Origin of the sequence: Veillonella parvula (genome assembly GCF_032575955.1) — a bacterium.
Lineage (GTDB): Bacteria > Bacillota > Negativicutes > Veillonellales > Veillonellaceae > Veillonella > Veillonella parvula_J.
The window spans coordinates 43558-67628 of sequence record NZ_JAWFXN010000006.1; the positions used below are offsets into that span (position 1 = coordinate 43558).

At 39.0% G+C, this 24071-nt stretch carries 17 protein-coding genes; 14 read left to right on the forward strand and 3 right to left on the reverse strand.

Annotated features, from left to right (window positions below):
* Window positions 1-497 precede the first annotated feature (497 nt).
* The 9 genes from dnaA to E7L28_RS06745 all read left to right on the forward strand — a co-directional run bounded on the left by dnaA (window position 498) and on the right by E7L28_RS06745 (window position 10242).
* Window positions 498-2072, forward strand: coding sequence for a chromosomal replication initiator protein DnaA (gene dnaA / locus E7L28_RS06705; protein ID WP_316711546.1), 1575 nt, complete (start codon window positions 498-500; stop codon window positions 2070-2072).
* Window positions 2073-2398: 326 nt separating this feature from the next.
* Window positions 2399-3511: a DNA polymerase III subunit beta gene (gene dnaN, locus E7L28_RS06710; RefSeq protein ID WP_024061177.1), complete on the forward strand. Its 1113-nt coding sequence runs from the start codon at window positions 2399-2401 to the stop codon at window positions 3509-3511.
* Window positions 3512-3764: 253 nt separating this feature from the next.
* Entirely contained in the window at window positions 3765-3998 is a 234-nt protein-coding gene (locus E7L28_RS06715) for an RNA-binding S4 domain-containing protein (RefSeq protein ID WP_077707870.1), read from the forward strand.
* Between the two features lie 3 nt (window positions 3999-4001).
* Window positions 4002-5102, forward strand: a complete 1101-nt coding sequence (gene recF / locus E7L28_RS06720; RefSeq protein WP_077707871.1) for a DNA replication/repair protein RecF — start codon at window positions 4002-4004, stop codon at window positions 5100-5102.
* Window positions 5089-5991: a DciA family protein gene (locus tag E7L28_RS06725; protein WP_077707872.1), complete on the forward strand. Its 903-nt coding sequence runs from the start codon at window positions 5089-5091 to the stop codon at window positions 5989-5991. The genes recF and E7L28_RS06725 overlap by 14 nt, the downstream gene beginning before the upstream one ends.
* 13 nt (window positions 5992-6004) lie before the next feature.
* The gene (locus tag E7L28_RS06730; RefSeq protein WP_077707873.1) at window positions 6005-6253 is read left to right on the forward strand and encodes a DUF370 domain-containing protein; all 249 of its coding nucleotides are present in this window, start codon (window positions 6005-6007) and stop codon (window positions 6251-6253) included.
* A 77-nt stretch (window positions 6254-6330) separates the two neighbouring features.
* Complete coding sequence (gene gyrB / locus E7L28_RS06735; RefSeq protein WP_004698069.1) at window positions 6331-8232, forward strand: DNA topoisomerase (ATP-hydrolyzing) subunit B; 1902 nt, start codon at window positions 6331-6333, stop codon at window positions 8230-8232.
* A gap of 10 nt (window positions 8233-8242) precedes the next feature.
* Entirely contained in the window at window positions 8243-9724 is a 1482-nt protein-coding gene (locus E7L28_RS06740; RefSeq protein ID WP_004698078.1) for an amino acid permease, read from the forward strand.
* 200 nt (window positions 9725-9924) lie between these two features.
* Window positions 9925-10242: a YbjQ family protein gene (locus tag E7L28_RS06745; protein WP_004692937.1), complete on the forward strand. Its 318-nt coding sequence runs from the start codon at window positions 9925-9927 to the stop codon at window positions 10240-10242.
* Between the two features lie 209 nt (window positions 10243-10451).
* On the opposite strand, the gene E7L28_RS06750 is transcribed toward E7L28_RS06745, so the two are convergent.
* The 3 genes from E7L28_RS06750 to E7L28_RS06760 all read right to left on the reverse strand — a co-directional run bounded on the left by E7L28_RS06750 (window position 10452) and on the right by E7L28_RS06760 (window position 16369).
* Window positions 10452-13514 (reverse strand): efflux RND transporter permease subunit, encoded by a 3063-nt coding sequence (locus E7L28_RS06750; protein WP_278473080.1) that lies wholly within the window; start codon window positions 13512-13514, stop codon window positions 10452-10454.
* Complete coding sequence (locus E7L28_RS06755; RefSeq protein WP_316711547.1) at window positions 13511-14575, reverse strand: efflux RND transporter periplasmic adaptor subunit; 1065 nt, start codon at window positions 14573-14575, stop codon at window positions 13511-13513. Before E7L28_RS06755 ends, E7L28_RS06750 begins: the two co-directional genes overlap by 4 nt.
* A gap of 438 nt (window positions 14576-15013) precedes the next feature.
* A complete protein-coding gene (locus tag E7L28_RS06760; RefSeq protein ID WP_316711549.1) occupies window positions 15014-16369 on the reverse strand; it encodes a hemolysin family protein in 1356 nt (451 codons plus the stop codon).
* 254 nt (window positions 16370-16623) lie between these two features.
* Here E7L28_RS06760 and E7L28_RS06765 point away from each other — a divergent pair, with 254 nt between their 5' ends.
* The 5 genes from E7L28_RS06765 to E7L28_RS06785 all read left to right on the forward strand — a co-directional run bounded on the left by E7L28_RS06765 (window position 16624) and on the right by E7L28_RS06785 (window position 24013).
* Entirely contained in the window at window positions 16624-17223 is a 600-nt protein-coding gene (locus tag E7L28_RS06765) for a class I SAM-dependent methyltransferase (RefSeq protein WP_316711550.1), read from the forward strand.
* 313 nt (window positions 17224-17536) lie between these two features.
* Window positions 17537-18706, forward strand: coding sequence for a transcriptional regulator (locus E7L28_RS06770; RefSeq protein ID WP_316711551.1), 1170 nt, complete (start codon window positions 17537-17539; stop codon window positions 18704-18706).
* A gap of 371 nt (window positions 18707-19077) precedes the next feature.
* Window positions 19078-21111: an LTA synthase family protein gene (locus tag E7L28_RS06775; protein ID WP_316711552.1), complete on the forward strand. Its 2034-nt coding sequence runs from the start codon at window positions 19078-19080 to the stop codon at window positions 21109-21111.
* Window positions 21112-21168: 57 nt separating this feature from the next.
* Window positions 21169-21924: a glycosyltransferase family 2 protein gene (locus tag E7L28_RS06780; RefSeq protein ID WP_101928919.1), complete on the forward strand. Its 756-nt coding sequence runs from the start codon at window positions 21169-21171 to the stop codon at window positions 21922-21924.
* A 67-nt stretch (window positions 21925-21991) separates the two neighbouring features.
* Complete coding sequence (locus tag E7L28_RS06785) at window positions 21992-24013, forward strand: LTA synthase family protein (RefSeq protein WP_101928920.1); 2022 nt, start codon at window positions 21992-21994, stop codon at window positions 24011-24013.
* Window positions 24014-24071 lie beyond the last annotated feature (58 nt).

Consider the following 24071-nt stretch of genomic DNA (forward strand, 5'->3'; position numbering starts at 1 on the left):
TCTATGTGTATAATAATCATAAAAATTATCTTATTGGAGGAGGGGAATGAAAACTACTTTTTGAGCGACTTGCGTTAGAATGGAGCGATAAAAGTAGTTTTCATTCCTCCCCCAAAAGTAATTGATGAACAAATGATAAGATAATTATTGATTTATTAACACATTTCCTTCAGATAATCAAAAGTTATCCACAGATTGAATGACAAATTACTTATTTTTTGGTACAATCATACTTGAAATTAGGAAAAATTATATATTTTTATAGGTTTTTGATGGATAACTTTCGAAGTTATCCACATTTTTTCTCTTTTAGTTTATAAAAACTGAAAAGTCAGTAATTATCTATATAAAATAGACTTTTATTTTTACTTATTCACAGGTTATACACAAGTTATTCACAGGAATAATAGTTTTTTCCACAGCTTTTACAATGGTTATGCACATTATTCCTAAAGTTATACACATTTATTGCAATAGTTATTCACAAGAGGCACGTCATGCAATCATTTGATTTAAATAATATATGGGAGCATATATTGCAAGAGGCGAAAAAGAATATGCAACATTTACCTGATGCATTGTATTTGCGCGTCACGTCATCGTTGATTCCCATGTCTCTCGAAAGTCATTCGATCCATATTGGGGTCATGCAAACATTTGTAAAAAACTTAATCGACCAGCAGCCGCAAATTAGCAAGGCTTTACAAGATGCGATTACCACGGTCATCGGCTCTCCTCGAGATATGGTTTTATTCGATTTTAATCAAGAAAGTATAGATACAAATTTTGTTGATGAAAGTCTCATCGATAAACCAGTTGTAGCACCGCCGATGCCTTTACCACCTATAGTAGAGGAAAAGGCTCATCAAGAGGAGTTTTACACACCAGTCTATCAAGATCCGATCTATATTGACCGCACACCAGCGCCTGTGGAGATTCCAGACGAACCAATGATAGCGACACCAAAGAAATCTACAGAAACAACGCCAACATTGCAGTCTGATAATGTACCTGTAGATTTATCGTTATCTAATCTCAATCCGGCGTACCGTTTTGATAACTACGTAACGGGTAATGCCAACCGTATACCATTTGGGGCTGCACAAAATGTAGCTGAATTTCCTGGTGGAGACTATAATCCGCTCTTTATATACGGTCCATCTGGCCTCGGCAAAACACACTTGATGCACGCCATCGGTAATGCTATCAAGGAAAATCATCCACATATGAAGGTCATGTCTATTACGAGCGAAAACTTTATGAATATTTTCGTTGAAACGTTACAGCGCAATCAAGGTAAATTATTCCGCAACACATTCCGCAATATCGATGTTCTCATGATTGACGATATTCAGTTTCTTGAAAGCCGAGAAAGTACGAAAACTGAGCTATTTAATACGTTCAATGAATTACTAAATAATAACAAGCAGATCGTACTTACCTCTGATACGATGCCAAACGATATGGAACAGTTCGAAGATCGTCTTCGCTCTCGTTTCCAAGCTGGTTACATTGCCACAATGGAAAATCCAGATTTAGAAACGCGCATCGCCATCTTCAGATCACTGCTCGAACGAGAATATAAAAAGAATCGCATTATTCGTATCGATAATGATTCAATCAACTATGTAGCGCTGCAATTTAGCGAAAACGTCCGCGTATTGCAAGGTGCTTTCACCAAGCTCATCGGTACAGCATCCATCGATCAACGTCTCGAATCTATCGACCTAGAATACACAAAACACGCCTTGGCGGGCCTCGTTCATACCGAAGAGGTGAATATGGTTAATATTGAAAGCATCCAGAATTTTGTAAGTTCTTATTTCAATATTAAAAAGCAAGACCTACTCGGCAAGAAACGAAAAGCCCAATTCGCATTTCCACGGCAAATCGCCATGTATCTATGCCGCGATATGATCAATGAAAGCTATCCTCAAATTGCAGCAGCTTTTTCTCGTGATCATACGACAATTCTCCATGCGTACGATAAAATAACGAAGGAAATTGAAAAAAACGAAGAAACTAAACGAATGGTTACAGAAATTAAACAGAAATTAACAACCTGTGGATAACTCTGTGGATATACGGTGAATAACTTTGTGGATATCCTAAAACTCATACTTTGATGTTAATATGTGGATAAGTAGGTACAAACTATCAACATAGTTATACACAATTCATAATTCACACAGTTAGTGGCGCCAAATCACTTTTACACATATAAACAGGCCCCTACTATTACTACTACTAAAACTAACAAACAATCAAAAAATCAGTAGAAATAGATCTACCGCAGAATATCTATAGAGAATCTACGATAGTAAACATTGAATATTACAAACAAAGCAAGTAATTATTAGTGCTTTTACAATATATAAAAATTATAAAGGAGTAACATATGCATATTACATTCCCAAAAGCAAATCTCCAAAAAGCAATTAACGTATTGCAAAAGGTATCTCAAAATAAAACAAGTTCCAACTTACCAGGCGCTATTTACATGACTACAAAAAATGGTCAAGTAGAATTGCAAGGTAACGACTTTGAACTAGGTATCCGTTTAACAATTGACGGAGACATCAAAGAACCTGGTACTTTAGTAGTAGGTTCCCGTTATTTCCAAGAATTAATTCGTAAATTACCTGGCGATACTATCGAACTTTACAAACCAGAAGACGGAAATTCTTTGACAATCACATCTGGATCTTCCGAATTTAATCTTGTTACATTACACCCAGATGATTTCTCATTGGTTGAACAAATTCACGACCAAGATCATGTAAACATCGATAGCTTTGCTATGAAAGAACTTATCGATTTAACAAACTACGCAGCAGCTACTGATGAAGATCGTCCTGTATTTACGGGTGCTCTTCTTGAAATCAATGAAAACGAAGTCACTATGGTTGCTACCGATACACACCGTATGGCTGTTAAAAAAATCACTATCGATGAGCCAGCAACTACTCCAATGCGCGCTATCATTCCTACAAAAACGTTAGCTGAAGTATCTCGTTTATTACCAACAGATAATCCAGCCATGATCAATATCATTTGGAATCGCACACAAATCGTATTTAATTTTGAATCTATTTATATTATTTCTCGCTTAATCGAAGGCACGTATCCTGAATATGAAAAGGTAATTCCTTCCCAATTCGATTCTAGCGCTGTAATCGACCGCCGCGAATTCGCTGGTGCTGTTGATCGCGTATCCTTATTGGCTAAAGACATCAGCTATAACGTAATTCGTTATGATTGGTCTGAAAGCAATGTCACATTGTCTACTCAAAATACTGAAATCGGTATGGCTAAAGAAGACGTAGCTGTTGAATTTAAAGGTACACCTTTTACAATCTCCTTCAATGGTCGTTACATCTCTGACATCTTGCGTCACAGCACAGGAGATAATATTCACTTGTTCTTAAAACAAAATGGTCCTGTTGTCATTCGCCAAGATAATAATCCGAACTATACATACGTAGTAACACCAGTTCGCACGAATGCATAAAAGTAAAAGCAGGGCAGTAGTCAATGGAGGAGCTTGCGACGACAGAGACACTGCATCGCTTTGTTCTGAACGTAAGATTTTCTAGATAACAAAGTTATCTAAGAAAATCCACAGTGAAGAACTGTGCTTTGGGCTCCAACCAAATATCACTTTGGTCGGAGCGTGCAATTTTTCAAAGAAAAATGCTCAGCGAGCGACCTGGACTCAGTATGATATATATGCTTATGTTAATTGTCTACTTTAGGAGGACGTTATGAAAGAGCAACAGCAGGTACCCATTCATACGGAGTACATTCAAATTGATCAGTTGTTGAAGTTAGAAGGCATCATTGAAACAGGTGGTCAAATTAAATCTTTCATCGATGAAGGCATCCTTACCTTGAATGGTCAGGTCGTAACGGAAAAACGCAAGAAATGCCGCGTTGGTGATGTGATTTCTTGTGAAGGTCTCGATGTAGACCTCGTGATTAAACAAGAGGAGGCATAATCGGTGAGAATTGACTCACTGCAGTTATTTCAGTTTCGTAATTATAAGGATGTACAGATACAGTTTAATCCTGAGATTATTGTTCTATATGGCACTAATGGGGCTGGTAAGACGAATATCCTCGAATCTATCTATGTTGGTACGATTGGTAAAAGCCATCGTACGAACGATACGTCAGATATGCTCATGTTCAATGCCGAAGAAGCAGGCATAGTTGTAAAATTCGAGAAAAAAGATACGCCTCAAAAGGTAAATATTAAATTATTCCGTCAGGGCCCTAAGGATATTCGATTAAACGACACAAAAATATCTCAAAAAGAACTGATTGGTACATTAAATACAGTTATCTTCTGTCCTGAAGATTTACAGCTCATCAAGGGGACTCCGTCTGGACGTAGGCGTTTCCTCGATATGGAAATCTCTCAGACCAGTGCTATATACTATCATCAATTGATGCAGTACAATCGGCTGTTACAGCAACGAAATGCAGTCCTAAAAGAATATAGAGGAAAGAATACTATTCCTCTTGAAGAATGGGATTTGCAGCTAGCAGATATGGCGAGCTTTATCGTAAAGAAACGATTAGAAAGCTTAAAGAAAATTAATCTGCTCATCGATTTGATGAACCGTAAATTGACGGGTGGACTCGAGAATTTGACCATCGGTTATGAACAGCCGTATATGGACATTGGTTCACTAGAATATACAAAGGAAGGCTTTTACGAACGCATCAAAGCAGCGTTGCCGCAAGATCGTCATCGTTTGAGCACTAGTGTAGGTCCTCATCGCGATGATTTAAGATTCTTTTCCGATGCTATGGATTTAAAGAAATTTGGATCGCAAGGTCAGCAACGAACCGCTGTATTGTCCTTAAAGTTGAGTGAGCTTGAGTTTATCAAGTCAGAGGTAGGAGAATATCCAGTTCTTCTCTTGGATGATGTATTGAGCGAACTTGATGAGTCGAGACGAACGAATTTATTGCAGTTTATTCATAAACGAATTCAAACATTTATTACCACTACAGATATTCACGATTTTAAAGATTTGAAATCCGTTCAATTTATTTCTTGTGAAGGGGGACAAGTTCAGTATGGACAGCCTTGATCTTTGTTTACCAAAGGCCTTAGCAGAACTGAATTTACTGGAACAATATAAATTAAATACCCTTGTTCACAAGTGGCGTGATGTAGTAGGTGATGTCATTGCGGATCATACAAAAATTGTGTCCATCAAGCCTCCAAATATGGTTATTAGTGCAGATAATTCCATGTGGATGCAGGAATTACAGATGCAAAAACGACGTATTATCGAGGCTATCAACAAGTATTATCGCCAAGATGTAATCACTGATATTCGCTTCATCATGAAACGTCAAAGCTATGTGAAAGTAGAAACTAACACATCTCTCACGATTCCTGATGAACAAATTATTACAAAACGTATTAATTTTGCAGATATCGTGCTTTCAAAAGAGGATGTAGACGCCATCGATACATCGTTGAAACAAACGGATAACGAAGCATTAAAAGCTGCTTTCCGAAAAGTACAGATTACGGCTCGAAAGCGAGAAATTTATTTAGAGCAGCATGGATACCATCGTTGTAAACGATGTGGCATGCATATGAAATCTAAAAAGGAAATTTGTCCAACCTGTGAATATGAATTGCATCGGGCTCATATCAAGGAGATTAAGGCGGTTATTAGAAAGTATCCGTACTTTAAATATAGCGACTGCCAGCAATTTATACAGTGTAGTTTTTCAGACTTTGCAGAAGCGATGCGAGAATCCATATACTTTTACCTTGATAAGATTTATAAAGGATCTATCAATCGCCGTCATATGTTTATGGTGGCCATGCTCATCACTCACAAAAAGCCTGATGAGTTGACGGATCAGCACGTTATTAATTTGTGTAATAAATATCGATCAAAGTTCCTTGCTGAAGAGGAACAGCGCAAAATCGATGCCTTTAATGGGACATTAGATAAGTAGAGGGGGCATTCTTATGTACGTTCATATTGGAGATACCATTTCCGTGCCCATAGAATCCATTATTACGATGGTGCATGCTAAGGGTGGAAAGTCCCATAAAAGTCCTATTCATTACTATGAAACACTAGAATATATCGCCATGGTGCCAGAGGAGCAAATCAAGACTTATGTGGTCACAGATGATTGTGTGTATGGATCTGGTATCAGTATTAAGACTTTAATGAGACGGATTGATGAGTTTTATAGTATAATAAAGAGATAAAGTTTAATCCTGTACATGTTTTGTTACTTTATTTCAATCAAGTGCAGTATGATAGATTGTTAGGAGGAGTTTGTTTCATGCCTGAACAAAATTATGGCGCTCAGAATATTCAGGTTCTTGAGGGTCTAGACGCGGTGCGTAAACGCCCAGGGATGTATATTGGTAGTACGTCTGCGCGTGGTTTGCATCACCTCGTATACGAAGTTGTAGATAATTCTGTAGACGAAGCGCTTGCTGGTTATGCTACACATATCGAAGTATCCATCAATCCAGATAATAGTGTTACCGTTGTCGATGATGGTCGTGGTATCCCAACAGGGATGCATGAATCTGGTATGTCTGCGGTAGAGCTAGTATTAACGAAATTGCATGCCGGTGGTAAATTCGGTGGTGGCGGCTACAAGGTATCTGGTGGTCTTCACGGCGTAGGTATTTCCGTAGTTAATGCATTGAGTGAATGGACTAAGGTTCAAGTATCTCAAAATGGTATTGTTCAAGAGATTTCCTTTGCTCGTGGTCATAAAACTTCCGAGTTGCACGAAATTGGCAAGGCCGAAGGCACTGGTACTACAGTTATTTTCAAGCCAGATGCAGAAATCTTTGAAACTACCGTATTTAGCTTTGATACATTGAAAATGCGTTTACAAGAATTGGCATTCCTTAACAAAGGCCTTCGCATTACATTGAGCGATTTGCGCTTAGAGGAACCTCGTGTTGAAAGCTTCCACTATGAAGGTGGTTTGGTTTCTTTCATTACCTTCTTGAACGAAAATAAAGAAGCAATTAATCCAACTGTTATCAACATTGAAAATACAAAAGACGATGTTGTGGTAGATGTAGCATTGCAATATAACGATAGCTATAGCGAAAACTTGTTGTCCTTCGTAAATAACATCAATACGATTGACGGTGGTACACATCTATCTGGTTTCCGTGCTGCCTTGACTCGTACCCTCAATGATTATGGCCGTAAATCTGGTTTGATCAAGGAAAGTGAGTCTAATCTTTCCGGTGAAGACGTACGTGAAGGTTTGACAGCTGTCGTATCTGTAAAAGTGTTGGAACCTCAATTTGAGGGCCAAACAAAAACTAAACTTGGCAATAGCGAAGTTAAAGGTATTACAGACGTTATCGTTACAGAAGGTCTTAAAACATTCTTCGAAGAACATCCTCAAGATGCGAAGAAAATCATCGAAAAAGCAACGATGGCGAGCCGTGCTCGTGAGGCTGCTCGTAAAGCCCGCGACTTAACACGCCGTAAAAATGCGTTGGAAGTATCTAGCCTTCCTGGTAAATTGGCGGACTGCTCCGAAAAAGATACATCTATGACTGAAATTTATCTTGTGGAAGGTGATTCTGCAGGTGGTTCTGCAAAACAAGGTCGCGATCGTCGTTACCAAGCGATTTTGCCATTGCGTGGTAAAATCCTCAACGTGGAAAAAGCACGTCTAGATAAGATTTTGGCTAATAACGAAATTCGCTCCATGATTACCGCTTTTGGTACAGGTATTGGCGATGAATTCGATATTACAAAATCCCGTTATAACAAGATTATCATCATGACAGATGCGGACGTTGACGGCGCTCACATTCGTACCTTGTTATTAACATTCTTCTACCGCTATATGAAACCATTGGTAGAGGAAGGCCATATCTATATTGCTCAACCACCTTTGTATCAAATCAAGAAGGGTAAATCTCACTGGTATGTATACTCTGATGCAGAGTTGACTGCTAAACTTGATGAAGTAGGTCGCGATGGTACTACAATTCAACGTTATAAAGGTTTAGGTGAAATGAATCCTGAACAATTATGGGAAACTACAATGAACCCTGATAATCGTACGATTTTACAAGTTAGCTTAGAAGATTCTATCGAAGCTGACAAAATCTTTACAGTCCTCATGGGTGATAAGGTAGAGCCTCGTCGTAAATTTATTGAAGATAACGCGAAATACGTGCGTAATCTAGATTTGTAAGAGGTGACCCATGTCTGAAAATCATAATAGTAACGTAGAGTTTACGTCTAACAAAGATCAACACCTAAAACGGTCCTTAAAAGCGCGTCATATGAATATGATTGCTTTAGGTGGTGCTATCGGTACAGGTTTATTCGTTGCTGGTGGTGAAGTGGTAAGTACAGCTGGCCCTGGTGGTGCTCTTGTAGCTTATGGCCTCATTGGTATCATGGTGTATTTTCTCATGACATCTCTTGGGGAAATGGCTACATACTTGCCAATTCCAGGTTCCTTCGGGACTTACGCAAAACGCTATGTAGATCCTGCCTTTGGTTTTGCCTTAGGTTGGAATTACTGGTTTAATTGGGCTATTACTTTGGCTGCTGAAGTATTAGCAGGGGCGCTCATCATGAAATATTGGTTCCCTGATGTACCTGCCATCGTATGGTCTGCTCTGTTCTTGCTCATTTTATTCGGCTTGAACTATTTATCTACTCGTTCCTTTGGTGAAAGTGAATATGTGTTCTCTAGCATCAAGGTGATTACCGTATTTGTATTCCTATTCTGTGGCTTTATGCTCATCTTTGGCATTGGTGGCACATCTCCAGGATTTGCAAACTGGACTGTAGGTGAAGCTCCATTTGTAGGTGGCTGGGAATCTATTCTTGCTATCTTTATGGTGGCAGGATTCTCCTTCCAAGGTACTGAACTGATCGGTGTAGCCGCTGGTGAAGCGGAAGACCCTGAAAAGAATGTGCCAAAAGCGATTAATACAATCTTCTGGCGTATTCTATTATTCTATATCGGTGCTTTCACGGTTATCGGTTTCTTGATTCCGTACACAGATCCAAATTTGTTGAACTCTAGTGTAGAGAACGTATCTATTTCTCCATTTACACTCGTATTTGACCGCTTTGGTTTTGCCTTTGCTGCTAGCTTTATCAATGCTATCATCTTAACAGCTGTATTGAGTGCTGGTAACTCTGGTCTGTACTCTTCTACGCGTATGTTGTACGCACTCGCTAAGGAAGGTCAAGCACCTCAAATTTTTGCTAAGTTAAATAAACGCGGTGTTCCAGTGCCTGCGTTAATCTTAACGACAGCAATCGGTTTATTTGCGTTCCTAACAAGCTTTATCGGTGAAGGTACAGCTTATACATGGATTGTTAATATCTCTGGTTTATGTGGTTTCATCGCATGGGTTGGTATCGCAGTATCTCACTATCGTTTCCGCCGTGCTTTCATCGCACAAGGCAGAGATCTTAGTGAATTGCCATACAAAGCGTGGTTATTCCCAGTTGGCCCAATCTTGGCGTTCATTCTTTGCGTCATCATCATCTGTGGTCAAAACTACTCCGCTTTCACAGGTGATACCATCGACTGGTACGGCGTATCCGTTGCCTACATTGGCTTACCAATCTTCTTCGCAGTGTACCTTGGTTACAAATACATCAACAAAACTAAAGTTGTGCCGTTGAAAGAAGTTAACCTTGATCGTGACTTCGATAGATAACATAAAATTAGACCTGTTCATTATGAAAGTAGTGAACAGGTCTTTTTTTGATGTATAATATGTAAATTTTTGATATATAGTATGTAATTTTTGGAGATATACTATGTAATTGTTTTATGTGAAAGCTATATTTGTTTTTATCTAAAAGTCTTGTTATAATAAATTAAAATATATTGTAATCAATTAGAAAGGATACAATTATGATTATTACTACAACTATGCATATTGAAAACAAACCTGTACAAGAGTACAAAGGTATTGTATTTGGTGAAGTCGTAGAAGGCCGTAACTTTGTGAAAGATTTCATGTCTGGCATTCGCGATATCGTTGGTGGTCGTAGTGGCAGCTATGAAGATTCTTTGATGAATGCGCGCAAAGCAGCTCTCGATGAAATGTCTCAACGAGCTTCTAAATTGGGTGCTAATGCTATTATTGGCGTATCCTTCCAATACAGCACAGTAGGTGCACAAAATGGCATGCTTATGATTACATGCAATGGTACAGCCGTTGTAGTTTAATAAATAATAGACTAAGTCAGATATAATTATTAATATAATCCTAAGGGAAATAAGTAAGTCGTAATGTATTATTGTGACTAAAAAAACAGCAGGGGAAAGCCCTGCTGTTTTTTTATATGATATTTATTAAAAACCCCCTATAAAAGTTTCTAATACTTTTTTAAGGGGGTTTTTGTATTGTGTTTTATCTTATCTTGTCTTATGGTATCCTATTTTACCTTATACCAGCTTGCATACATGACAGGTAATACGATGAGTGTTAGAACCGTTGCCACTAGTAAGCCGCCGCTGAAGGCGATGGCCAATGGGCTCCAGAATACAGATCCCATGAGCGGAATCATGCCTAAAATCGCTGCGATAGCCGTAAGCATGATAGGGCGGAAACGAAGTGTAGCGGAGTTGATAATCGCTTCACGAGGTTCTTGACCTTCTGCCTTGTGAATTTCGATTTGGTCTAACAAGATAATGGAGTTACGGATGATCATACCCGAGAGGGCGATAATCCCTAGAATAGCCATAAAGCCTAATGGCGTTCTCGTAATATTGAGTGCTAATACAACACCGATTAGTCCCAATGGAGCAGTGAGTAGAGCCATTATCATGAGGGCGATACGCTTTAATTGGAACATGAGGATTGTCATGATTACAAAGAGCATAATTGGCATTGGTGTTAATAGCTTTTGAACGGCTGTTTCACTCTTTTCAGCGGCGCCGTCTAGGTCAATAGAATAGCCTGTAGGCAAGGAATCGCGAATGTCTTGTAAGGATTTGTAAACCTCTTTCGTTTTCGCATTACCCAATACACCTGCTTTTACATTGGCATGCACACTAATGGTTGGCATCATATTGCGATGCCAGATAATACCATCCTCTTGTGTCATGGTAATGGTTGCAATTTGGCTAAGTGGTACATAGGAGCCATTTCCTGTTTGAATTGGCAAGGATGAAAGAGCACTTAAGTTATGTTGCTCATTGTCACCTAAACGGAAGGTAATAGGAATGGTTTGGTTCCCTTCATAGTATTCACCAGATTTAGTACCAGACAATAGACTTTGCAAGTGCAAGGATACAGCATAGCTATCGATGCCGAGTAAACGTGCCTTGTTTGGATCGATGTGAATATTGGCTACAGGTTCTGTATCTGGCCAGTCAAAGGCGATATTTTGTAAGTCTTTATCGTCTTGCATTTTAGCTTTTACTTGATTTGCAATTTCTTTTACCACCTTTTGATCAGGGCCAGTAACGCGAAGCATGACCGGAAATTTGGATGGTGGACCGATTTGTAAGAATTGCGTATTTACAAGGGCCGATGGGAATTGCTCGTTTAAATACGGAGTCAATTCAGCATAGAGTTTATCGCGATCCTCTAAGGATTTTGTAACAATTACATATTGCAAGAAGTTGTTCCGTTGCAATTCCGGTTCCAAGGTGAGGACGAAACGTGGAGAACCTTGTCCAATGTAGGAGGTGAAGGTTGCAATGCGCTCGTCGTCTTTCAAATGTTCATCGATGAGTTTTGCTTGGTTAGCAGTATATTCGATAGATGAGCTTTGAGGAAATTGCATGGATATAATGATTTCATTACGCGTTGATGATGGGAAAAATTCCTGTTTGATCAATGGTAGTGAAAGCAAGGATAAAACGAAAGCTCCTAATGTGGCCAGTAGGACTATCTTGTGATGTCCTAGAGCCCAATGTAATAGTTTTTCAAACTTATCATAGAAGGTCACATTGAGCTTGTGCATGATACGGTCTCGTTTAGTCCATTCCGATTCCGGCTTGGGAGCCTTGTTTTCGATGATTTTATAACCCAATACAGGGCTGACGAGAACAGAGGCAAACCAAGATAGAATAAGTGCCATAAATACAACGATGGATAGGGATTTTGTAAACTCTGCTACCATGCCTTGTGCTAGTGCTAACGGCAAGAAGCCTGCACAAGTAATGAGTGTACCAGATAGCATAGGGAATGCTGTCGATTCGTAAGCAAAGGTAGCCGATTTAAAGTGACCCCATCCTTCTTCGAGCTTAACGCTCATCATTTCTACAACGATGATGGCATCGTCTACGAGGAGGCCTAAAGCTAGGATTAAGGCACCTAAGCTAACCTTATGTAGATAGATGCCGCTTTCATACATCAAGATGAACGTTGTAGACACAACGACTGGAATGGTGAGGGCTACAACGATACCGGTTCGTAAGCCGAGAGATGCAAAGCTTACGAGCAATACGATGGCGATGGCTTCAAATAAGGATTGAGAGAAATCGCCGATGGATTCCTTAACGATATGCGGTTGATTCGATACTTGATTGAGTTCGAGGCCGGCAGGAATCGTTTTCTGTAATTCCCCGAGTTTTTTGTCGATGGCTTCGCCGAATTCGATATTATTGCCCCCTGCATCCATGGAGATAGCGATGCCAATGGCTGGCTTACCTTTGTAATAGAACTGTGGATCGCTAGGGTCTTGGTAGGTCATGGTTACATCAGCCATGTCACCGAGGCGCAACGTTTGATTATTGATGCGGATCGGCATATCTCGCACCGCTTGAGGACTATCGAATAGGCCGTTGACGCGGAGATATACATTGTTTGTATCTGTTGTAATCACACCAGCTGGAACCATCATACTTTGCTGTTTAAGCGCTGTTAACAGCTGTTGTGTACTGACTTTATAGGATGCGAGTTTATCCTTGTTTATGGTTACATTGAGGGTTTGCTGTTGAACTCCAATGAGGCTGATTTTCTTAACATTAGGCACAGATAAAAGCTGACGTTTTAGGTCTTCTGCTTGTTGTCGTTTTTCTTCGTACGAATACTCATCACCGCTGATGGCATAGATAATGCCATATACGTCGTCGAACCTGTCGTTGATGGTCGGTCCTTGAACGCCTGCAGGCAATGATTTCCATTCGTCGTTGATCATATTCCGCGCTTCTTCCCAAGCGGGACGAATCTTATCGGATGGCAAATCCTCTCTTAAATTGATATAAATAACGGATTTACTGCCATCTGTGAAAGATTTTGTATAATCTACACCAGGAAGGTCGCGTAGTTTTTCTTCGAGTTTGTCCGTTACCTGATCCGACATTTCTTGTGGAGAAGCCCCCGGCCAAGCAACACCGACCACCATGGTGCGCATCGTAAAATCAGGATCTTCCATGCGTCCCATATGGGTGAATGAGAAGATACCGAAGGTGAGGAGCACAGCCATGAAGTAGTAGATAATGGACTTGTGTTTAAGAGCCCATTCGGCTAAGTTAAATTGTTTCATTGACTAACCGCCGTCCCTTCTTGTAATTGTTGGGTACCTGCGGTGATGACAATGTCACCTTTAGCTAAACCAGATGTGACGATGACGGAGTTCTTACCGAACTCACCAGTTTTGATAGGCACGAGATGAGCCTTCTTATCGCGGATGATATAGACCGCATTATTGCCGTTAGAGTCTTTTACAAGAGCCGTTAACGGAATAGAAATATTGGTACTATCTGTAGTAGATAGATTAGCATTGACCGTCATACCTAGTTGTACCTCTTTAGGTGCATTTTGCAAGGTAATTTTTACGGTATACGTTCTGGCTACAGGGTCAGGAACTGGTGAAATTTCACGTATTACGCCTTGTACTGTTACATCTGGTAAGGCCCAGAAGGTAATAGTAGCAGGGCTACCTACATGAATTTTACTCAATTCTTGTTCAGGAAGGGCAATGACTGCTTCTGGATCGTGACCGGCCGCTAAGGTACCAACGCTTTGACCGGCTGCTACGACTTGTCCTGCTTCAATATTGAAAGCTGTAATAATACCTGTATCAGGAGCCGTCAAATTAGTATAGCTATTTTGATTGCTGCTCAAATTAAGGCTTGCTTGTGCTTGTTGTAATTGAGCAGATGTGGCATTCAATTGGTTTTCAGCTTGGTCTAATTGCAATTTACTAATTGCTTGTTGTGCATAGAGCTCGCGGTATCGTTTAGCATTGGTTTCTGCCAATTCGTAGGCCGATTGAGCAGCTTTTACAGCACCTTCAGCATTTTGCACCTGAGCTGATGTATCTGAACCATTGACTTGAGCAATCACTTGGCCTGCTTGTACTACATCACCAACATTTACAAATTTGTTGATGACACGCCCTCCAATTTGAAAGGCTAAATTTGTTTCTGTTTTATTATGAATGGTGCCTGCATAGCCAGCATCAGTAGTTCCAGACTCTTCACCTATAGTGATGGTGCGCACCTTGAGACTTGTATCTTCAGGGGGCTTTTCTGATCCACAACCACTTATGATGGCGGTCCCTATTAATAGGGCGCCTATGGTTGCTATGATTCGTTGATTCATAGAATCTCTCCTTTTACTACCATATATAAGTCCTATGAAATACACTATACAAAATGATCATAGGACTTTATATTTTATTGAACTTATTTTAGGATAGCAATTATTTCTAAATTAGCTATTATTTCTATATTAGGTTTAATTATATATTTTATACAATTTAATAATACTATATTTATGTTGAAAGTTCTAGCCTTTATGCAGAAAATAAAAGAATTATATACTTAATGTATATAATTGGTGATAATTTTTTAAAGTAATCTATATATTTTGATAGTATATGTATTACTTATTTTATGGATACAAAAATGTATCAAAAAAGTGAGTCCTCTATTGATTGAGCTGTATCCAAAAATATGTATAATTTCTGGGGTACAGTTCATAGGAAGAGAACTCACTTCTTTAGCTTTTGTCAGCTTTTGTCTATGTATAGTTTGAACTTTATTTTTCTTCTTCTTGTTCTACAATAGGTTCTTCATAGGTTACAAGAATTTTATCAATACGAGTATGATCCATATCGATGACTTCAAAGGTGTAGCCATCCCATTTTGCCTTGTCTAATTCTTTTGGAATGCGACCGAAGAGGACGTTTAAGAGACCGCCCATAGTTTTGTATAAATCGTCTTCTTCACCTGGTAATTCTTGATCGATGTGAAAGAATTCTTTAAATTCATCTACGTTGAGAAGGCCATCTACGAGCCATGCACCATCACGTTCGATGATTTTGTTTTCTTCTTCCTTGAGTTCTTCCTCACCGGAAGGCATAAGGCCTACGATTTCCTCCATGATATCATGCAAGGTGACAAGGCCAGTAAAACCACCATATTCGTCGAGGATAATTGCTTCATGAACGCCTTCTGTACGTAGAACGTTCAATAATTTCATGAGTGAAATGGATTCAGGAACGAGAACAGGTTCTTTCAAACAAGCTTTGATGATATCGTGAATAGAACTTTCACTAGGACGTTGCATAATTTGAACTAATACGTCGGATACGGTAATGAGACCCTTTAATTCATCCAAGGAATCGGTACCTACAGGAATGCGGTAATGGTTGGCATTCTTGAGAACCTCCATGATTTCGTCTTCCGTACCGTTAAGATCAATCCATTTGAGCTGTGTACGAGGCGTCATTATATCACCTGCGTTCATATCTGCAAGATGGAAGATATTTTCTACGAGGATAGGTTCTTCCTCTTCGTAAGCACCCATGGCAACGCCTTCGGTAAGCATTTTATTAATTTCAGATTCTGTAACAGGGGCTTCTTCTTTTACAGTAACGCCTAATATTTTTAAGAGGAATTCTGTGGAAATGCCGAGGAAGCTAACGATTGGTTTTAGGGCTACAGAGAGCCAATAAATCGGTTTTGCTACCACCACAGCGATGCCCTCAGGGCTATTTAAGGCTAATCGTTTTGGCACGAGCTCCCCTATAACGAGGGATAAATAAGTGATGATCGCAACGATGAGGAAGGAGCTCACTGAGGCTGCGTACGGTTCAATGCTTGGAATATTAGCAGTTAATATTTCTTCTAAAGGACCAGAGAAGGTGGCACCAGAATATAAACCAGTTAAAATACCAACGAGGGTAATGCCAATTTGAATCGTGGAGAACATATCATTTGGGTGCTCTGCCAACTCAAAGGCCTTTTTAGCACGTTCATTGCCTGCTTCAGCTAATTCTTCAAGCTTACGTTTTTTAGCGTTTACGATAGCTAACTCCGTCATAGAGAATAAACCATTCGCGATGATTAATACGATGATAATTATAAAATCTAAGGTCAGATCACTGTCCATGTAAGTAGATACTCCTTTTTAATGACATATAATTCTGCACATGAGAATAATAGAAATATTACTCCTAGTATACCATATCGGCATTAATAAGTGTTTCATATAACAAAAGCACCCGATGTGGATGCTTTTGTTATATACTATAGGTGTTACTGGACTAGTAAATAGTACCCTAATAAGGGTATAGTATGTATAGAAATTAAGATTAATATCAGTATTAGGTCATATAATTTAGGCTTCATAATAGGATTATATAGATGGCAACAGAGCAAGAGTGGGAAAGTGTATTACAAATTAAAACCTCTGGTCGCGATGATAGTCGATCTGATACGGAGCATCATCCGTATGAGCCGACGGATTATTGCGTGCTGGAGCGTTTGGCAAATAGTGGTCATATTCGCAAGAAAAATACGCTCATCGATTATGGTAGTGGCAAGGGCCGAGTGAGTATTTTCATGGCTTACCAAACGGGCTGCCATTCTATAGGCATCGAATATGATGAACGGCTATATGAAAAGGCTTTGATTAATGGTGAAAGTCCAGCAGCGCGCCATCGCGTGTCTTTTGTACACGGTGATGCGGCTCTCTACGAGTTACCTGAGCAGGCTGATCGATGCTTTTTCTTTAATCCTTTTGCACTCCATACGATTAAGCGGGTACTAGGAAATATCTTTGATTCGCTATATCATAATCCTCGGGAGATTAAGTTATTTTTCTACTATGTTAATGAAGAGGTGGAGAACTTTTTAAATAACCATGTGCGCTTGGAACAAGAGGAACCTATTGATTGTAGTGACCTCTTTGAAGGAAGCGATGCAAAGGAACGAATTCTCGTCTATTCAGTTAACTTGTTTTAGTGCAGTAATGTAAGACTTTTATGTAACAATTAGATATATTTTGATGTATTTGATGTAACAGTTAATTAAATAACCTCGGTTTGAATAGTGTTTTAGTAGTATGAAATGCATACTATTAGGGACGTATTTAAATTGAGGTTTTATTCTATTTTTAAGGAACTTTTACACATATTATTAAGGAAAAAGCAGATAAATTCTGCTATAATAATATATTAGAGATTATAAAATCAATTCATTTTTATGGTTCTATACATTGATTCGTATACGCTAATGTAGCGGGTAGGACTGAGTGTATTGAATACAGGAGGTGCATATGGAACTCATCGATACAATGTTGATTGAACGCATTCGTAAAGCGTTAATTAAACGATATGACCGAGATCAACAGATTCAACAAATGATTGAAGAAATTGGTGCAGAGGAAGGTCTTAATGAGACCGAATTATCTATCGTTTACCAAGCTTATTTAGAGGTAAAAGAACGGGTGTACTATACATCTTCTCTCGTTGATTTGTGGAATCAAATTGAAGATGTTCAAAAACGTATGGCCTTATTGCATTCTTACGAATCTTTAGAAGAAGATTTATTTGGTGATGTGTTAGGTGACGATAAGGAAGATATCGTTATTTCTAATACATCTGAACTTGGCAAGGGCGCTAGTTATAATGATGATGCATATGCTATGGAACAGGTACAATTATCTGACATTCCTGTGCATCATGATTCTACGGTGGGCATGAATCATATTAAATTGAATGAATTAAAATCTATAGGTGGTCTTTTTACTGGTTTTGGTGAAAGCTCCGGTAAGAAAATGGCAGATTTTGAAGATACTGCGATTGAGCACCTTGATGTAAAACCATTAGAAGGCGTTGAAAGCTTAGCAATTCATCATTTAGATGAAGATGAAGCGTTAAATGTAGATGGTTTTGATGAATTATCGAAAGATAAGAAATCAGAGGCGGCTAAAGTAGATGATGAGGATATGTCGTCTATCGATCCATACACGGCGGTGAATGCTTTGTTATTTGGTAAAGCCGGTTTAGAGTCCGATAAAACAAATAAGAAGATGGAAAAGCTTCTTAAAAAGAAATTAAAACGCGTTGACGATGAATGGGCGCGTATCAACGGTTCTGAAGATAAGAAATCTAAGGACGATAAAAAATCCAAGGAAGATAAAACATCTAAAGAGGATAAGAAATCCAAAGAAGACAAAAAGTCTAAGGATGATAAAAAATCTAAGAAAGATAAAAAGTCTAAAGAAGATAAAAAAGAGAAAAAACACAAGAAGTCTAAGGAAGAAAAACGCTCTAAAGACGAAGAAAAGTTAAAGAAAAAGAAAGACAAGGCTGAAAAGAAGCTTAAAGTCTTAAATGATAAGTTAAAAACAGTCTTCTTAACTGATACTTTCAAGAAAAAAGATAAGAAGAAAGACAAGAAAAAGGATAAAAAATCTAAAAAGGATGAATCCGTAAAAAAGTAGAATCGATAGTTTCCGTATGGAATAGTAAGGCCTCTGAAAAGATGGTCATGGAGAGTGCTAGTGCAAAGAAATCAGCAGGTGCTGAGACTATCGACCGTGGATGCGGTAAATGCAAACGATGTAAAGGTCCTAAATGTAAGAAATATCCGAAATAATTGATAGTTATGTAATTAGTAGAATATGATGTAACATATTACGTAGAATATATATGTAGTATATTATGTAGAATATATATATAGCATATATATGTAGTTTATGAATTTTATTACTTATTTAGGCAGTATAGTTATGTAGTTTTGTTACGTTTGTAACAATATAGTTGGATTATGTGATATACCAATTAGGTTATAAGATTCAACAGTTAGGGGTTAATGATGAACCGATGGCAGCGATTATTTGAAGGCATACGAACAGAGATTAAGGTATTTATCTTTTTCTCTGCTTTGTTGACTGCATTTAGAATCGTGTTTCTTGCAGTATTTCAATCACAACTAGCTTCTGTGACGATGGAGAATATCCTCACGTCCTTATGGCTAGGCTTTAGATTGAGTCTCAAGACCGTCGGTTCTTTGTGTTTATTGGGCTTTTTAGGGGGCACTTTGGTGCATACCTTTGTACCTAAATGGCCGTCCTTACGGATCAAACAGGTTGTCTACTCTATTGCAACGGTGTTGTTAACTTTCTTATTCCTGGGACGTATTCCATTCTATAAAATCTTCAATTCTTCCTATAATGCGATGCTCATCAATGGTAAAAACGATGATATCGGTGCCATTATCAATACAGCCATCAATGAATATAATGCATTGATGTACATCGTTGGAGCTGTTGTATTGAGTGCAGCTCTTTGTTGGTTCCTAGTTCGTTTTTTAGCGTGGAACACGAAGAAATATAGTGACTACGCTGTTGACCTAAGGAATGGTGATGATGCAGATACTCTAAGAAATAGTGATTCTGCAGATCATCAACGACTTTGTACTACTTGGTATCCTAAGACAAAGAAAACACAATGGATGACGGGCATTGGGTTGACTATTGTTATCGGCGTATTAGGTCTATTCTTTAGATTTGGCGGTGCTTTCAGCTATACGAACTCCATCAACTGGGAAAGTGCGGCTCGCCTCAGCTCCAATCTGTTGAATGAAAATATCCTCGACGATGTGCAGGCTCTCTATCGTGTTAAAAGCATTGCTAAACGGACGGCTGAGCTTGAGGTTATTAACTTAACGCCTCAAGAGTTAAATGAAAAAATCACTGCCGTTGGTGGTAAGTTTAACGGTACAAATTTTGACGGTTCTTTCACGAGAACCATTACGACACAACGATTAGCGGATCAACCGCAGTCTATAAACCTCGTTCTTGGAGAATCCTATGGCTTGTGGCCGTTCCTCGCTGAATATAACGGGCCTGGTGCGTACCTCGTTGAGCAAGGTCGTAAATACGCTGCCAGCCCTCAAGCGATGAGCACGCAGCTAGCCCTTGCCCAAGGCACCGGTACGATGCCGGCCATCAATGGTTTGTTGACGGGGATGCCTGATACAGGGCTATATCCTAATTATGAAGGTGAAAGTTTCAAAGAACCTTACGGTTTAGGCATTGGTCCTGTTATGAAAAAGCTAGGCTACAAGACTGTATTCTGGTATGGTGGCTTTAGCACATGGCAAAATGTTAAAAACTTTGTTTTATCTCAAGGTTTCGATGAATTCCACGATGCCTCTGAAATGCCAAGCGAAGACGGCAATGCTTGGGGCGTAGGCGATAAAGACTTGTTTAAAGCTATTTCTGCCTACATGGATCAGCATAGAGGGGAAAAAATCCTCAATGTGATTATGACCACCTCTAATCATCCACCGTATAGCATCAATGTGGCTAAGGAAGGCTACGATGTGAATAAGGTAAAAGGGCATTTGCCAGATTCTATCGAAGAAAACGATAAGCAATTGAACGAAATGGGCCATATTTGGTACGCAGACCACGTAATGGGTGATTTTATCGCTCGCGAAGAAACAGCAGATCCGTCTGCACTGTTCGTCATTACAGGTGACCATAGCGAACGCTTTAACTTTGCTCGTGAAGTAGGTCCTAATGTGGCATCTACTATTCCTATTATTTTTTATGGTCGTGGTATTCATAAAGATTGGCTTGCACCTAATGCGTTCGGCATGAGCATTCAAATCATTCCAACCTTGGCGGAATTGGTAGGCCGACCTGGTCAAACCTATGAAGCGATGGTACCAAGCTTGTTTACACAAGAGGAATTTGTATTTAATCATAGACTATATCTTGATAAAAGTGGCAAAGTGTTAGAACAAAGTGCGAGCATGCCTCAATCCTATGGGGATATGATTAAAAACATGCGTGAACTTGCGGCATGGCGCATTAAACATGGGGATGTCATCAAATAAAGAAATATACATTTTTATCCATTAAATTTAATTGATTTGTAAGTTAAAGGATTATCTATGAGTACTGTGACGGCTATTATCTTAGCGCGCAATGAAGAACAACATATTGTAGATTGTATTAAGAGTATTCAATTTGCTGATGAAATTTTAGTCATCGATGATGGCAGTACAGATCAGACAGTATCACTTGCTACGGGATTGGGTGCAAAGGTTATACCACATCCCTTAAATGGAGATTGGTCACAACAACGACGGTTTGGTATTTCACAAGCCCAGAGTGAATGGATTCTATTTGTCGATTCTGATGAACGTGTATCACTAGAGTTAGCAAAGTCTATTCAACGAGCTATTCAAGGTGAACCGAAGGCGTATTGGTTACGCAGATATAATCTATTCCATTATAATCAGGCAACCCATGGTGTGGTGAGGCCTGATAAGGTATTACGATTGATGCCTCGAGAGGGAGCAACTGTGGAAGGGGCTGTTCACGAAGCTTTTATCAGTCCGTATCCACAAGATACATTAGAGGGAAAATTGTATCATTATACGTATGATAATTGGCATCAATTTTTTGAGAAGTTCAATAAGTATACGACGGTAGCAGCTAATAAATACAAGGCACAAGGGAAGTCTTGTAATTTTTTAGGGGATATTATATTGCGCCCTACATGGGCATTTTTCAAGATATATATTTTGCAAGGTGGCATATTAGACGGAAAAATAGGTTTTCTATTATCGATCTATCATATGATGTACACCATGACAAAGTATGTAAAATTGTATTATTTGAATAAATCTAATGGACAATTATAATCAGTAATGTAGTATAAGTAGGTTGCTATGGGGAAGTATTGTTCTTTAAGTAGATATGGAAGTATAAATGAGTGAACAATTTTTTCTATCCCTACAACAAAATATAAAATTAATGATTTGGGCACCCATATTGAGTAGTATCTTTCGAATCATTTTTATGATTATTTATAATCCGTATCCAACATGGAAAGGTCGTTGGAAATCAGCTCTAGGTTCATTGCGTTACGGCTTTTGGTGGGGCATGGATTTTGATGCCTATGTATTCTTATTACCTTTAGTCTTGGTGACACTCCCTGCACTATGGTTTGAAGGGTACCATCAAATAGAAGATTCCATACGATTAGTAGGTCTAACGATGTATTCCTGTGTACTGTACGCAGCCTTTGCAGGAAAAATGATCTTCTACAAGCATTTCCATGATACGTACAACTATATGGTTCATTATGGAAATCATGCAGAGAAACGGAATTTGATTGATGTATTCTTTAATCAAGACCGAGGAATTCTTGTCATTCTAGGATTGATTCCTATTGCAGTTATATCCTGGTTCATGGGAGGTTTCTTCTTATCCTTGCCATCTATACCATATCCAAACATTGAAGGAACCTGGCCTACTGTAGCTTGGAATATAGGACTTGTGGCGGCATCTGTTCTAGGATTCTATTGGTTCCGCTACGGTGGTACCTTATCTCATGATGATAAACCAGAATGGGATACGATTCCTACAGTGGTAAAAGAAGATATATTCTTTGCTCGTGCTACAGTGCCAGATTTATGTGCCTTAGAAACGGTGTTTAAACATCCGCTACGTGATGAATATACCGCATCTCCTGAAGATATTGATGACGCCATTTATCGTATTGTTCCTAACGAATACAAAGATTCATGGCAGGATCTACACACACCGCTTCATGCATTTAAACGTGTTGCATCAGGTCCTCGTATTGATAAACCGCAGCATATTTTCTTTATTGTTGGTGAAAGTATCCCTCAATGGTCTCTTGATGAACCTTATAAGGATCTCAATATATGTCCTGGTTTATGGGATTTTAAAGATAATCCTCATACGGTGCAAGTACCTAATTTCTTGCCTGCTGGTAATGTGTCTCGTCCATCCATTGTAAGTCTATTATCCGGCGTCTATGATGCGGGTATGGAAATCAATGAACGGGAAGCTTTTTGGCATGAACCGTTGCCGACCTCTTTGGCAGCTCAAATGAAGCGATTAGGCTATGATACGATTTATTGGTATGGTGGTAATGCGTCGTACGGCAACTTTAATCACTTCGGTAAGGCTCAAGGCTTTGACCGTGTGGAAAGCGCTTCTGTTTTCTGTGGTCCTGATGCACCTAAAACTTGGGTGGGCGTATACGATCACGTATTTTTAGAGAATATAACGGAACAAATTAAAGGATTAGATCATCCGACATTCCATTTTATTTACACTACATCCAATCATGGTCCTTATAAAATGGAGGATTCCTTATTAGATTATGATCCTGAAAAGGTCATGCCGAATCTTGGGGATGATCTAAAATCTAATAAGAAACGCAATAAAGAATTGGCTACCTATCGCTATAGTGATAAGGCAATATTTAACTTTGTAAATGCTATGAAAGAGGCCTTTCCAGATAGTTTATTTGTTGTTACAGGTGATCACTCTAATCTATTTGGCTCATTGAATAATACATCTTTAATTCAACGGGACTATACCTTGCGCGATACATTCTGTACCGTAGGGTTGTTACAACATCCTGCTTTCACTAAGGATGTGATTACGGTGCCCATTGGCACGCATATGAGCCTCATGCCTACCATTATTGAAACCATTGCACCAAAGGGTTTTGAATATTATTCCATTGTGCCGTCCTTGTTTGATGAGCAGCCAGAAACTTTAGTTACGCCGTACCAGTGGATTACGCCGCATATGATGGGCGATGTTCGCATGGATTATGGTGAAAGCAACATACCGTCCTATAAACCGGTTGAGCCAATTCGGCCTATTGATAATCATGGGGATGATGCTCGTGATTGGACATTGTTGACCATGTGGCTCATTAATCATGAGGACAGTATGAATAAGTCGTAGTATAATTAGACGATGATATCTATTGATGTATATGTAAACATTATTTCGAATACATCAA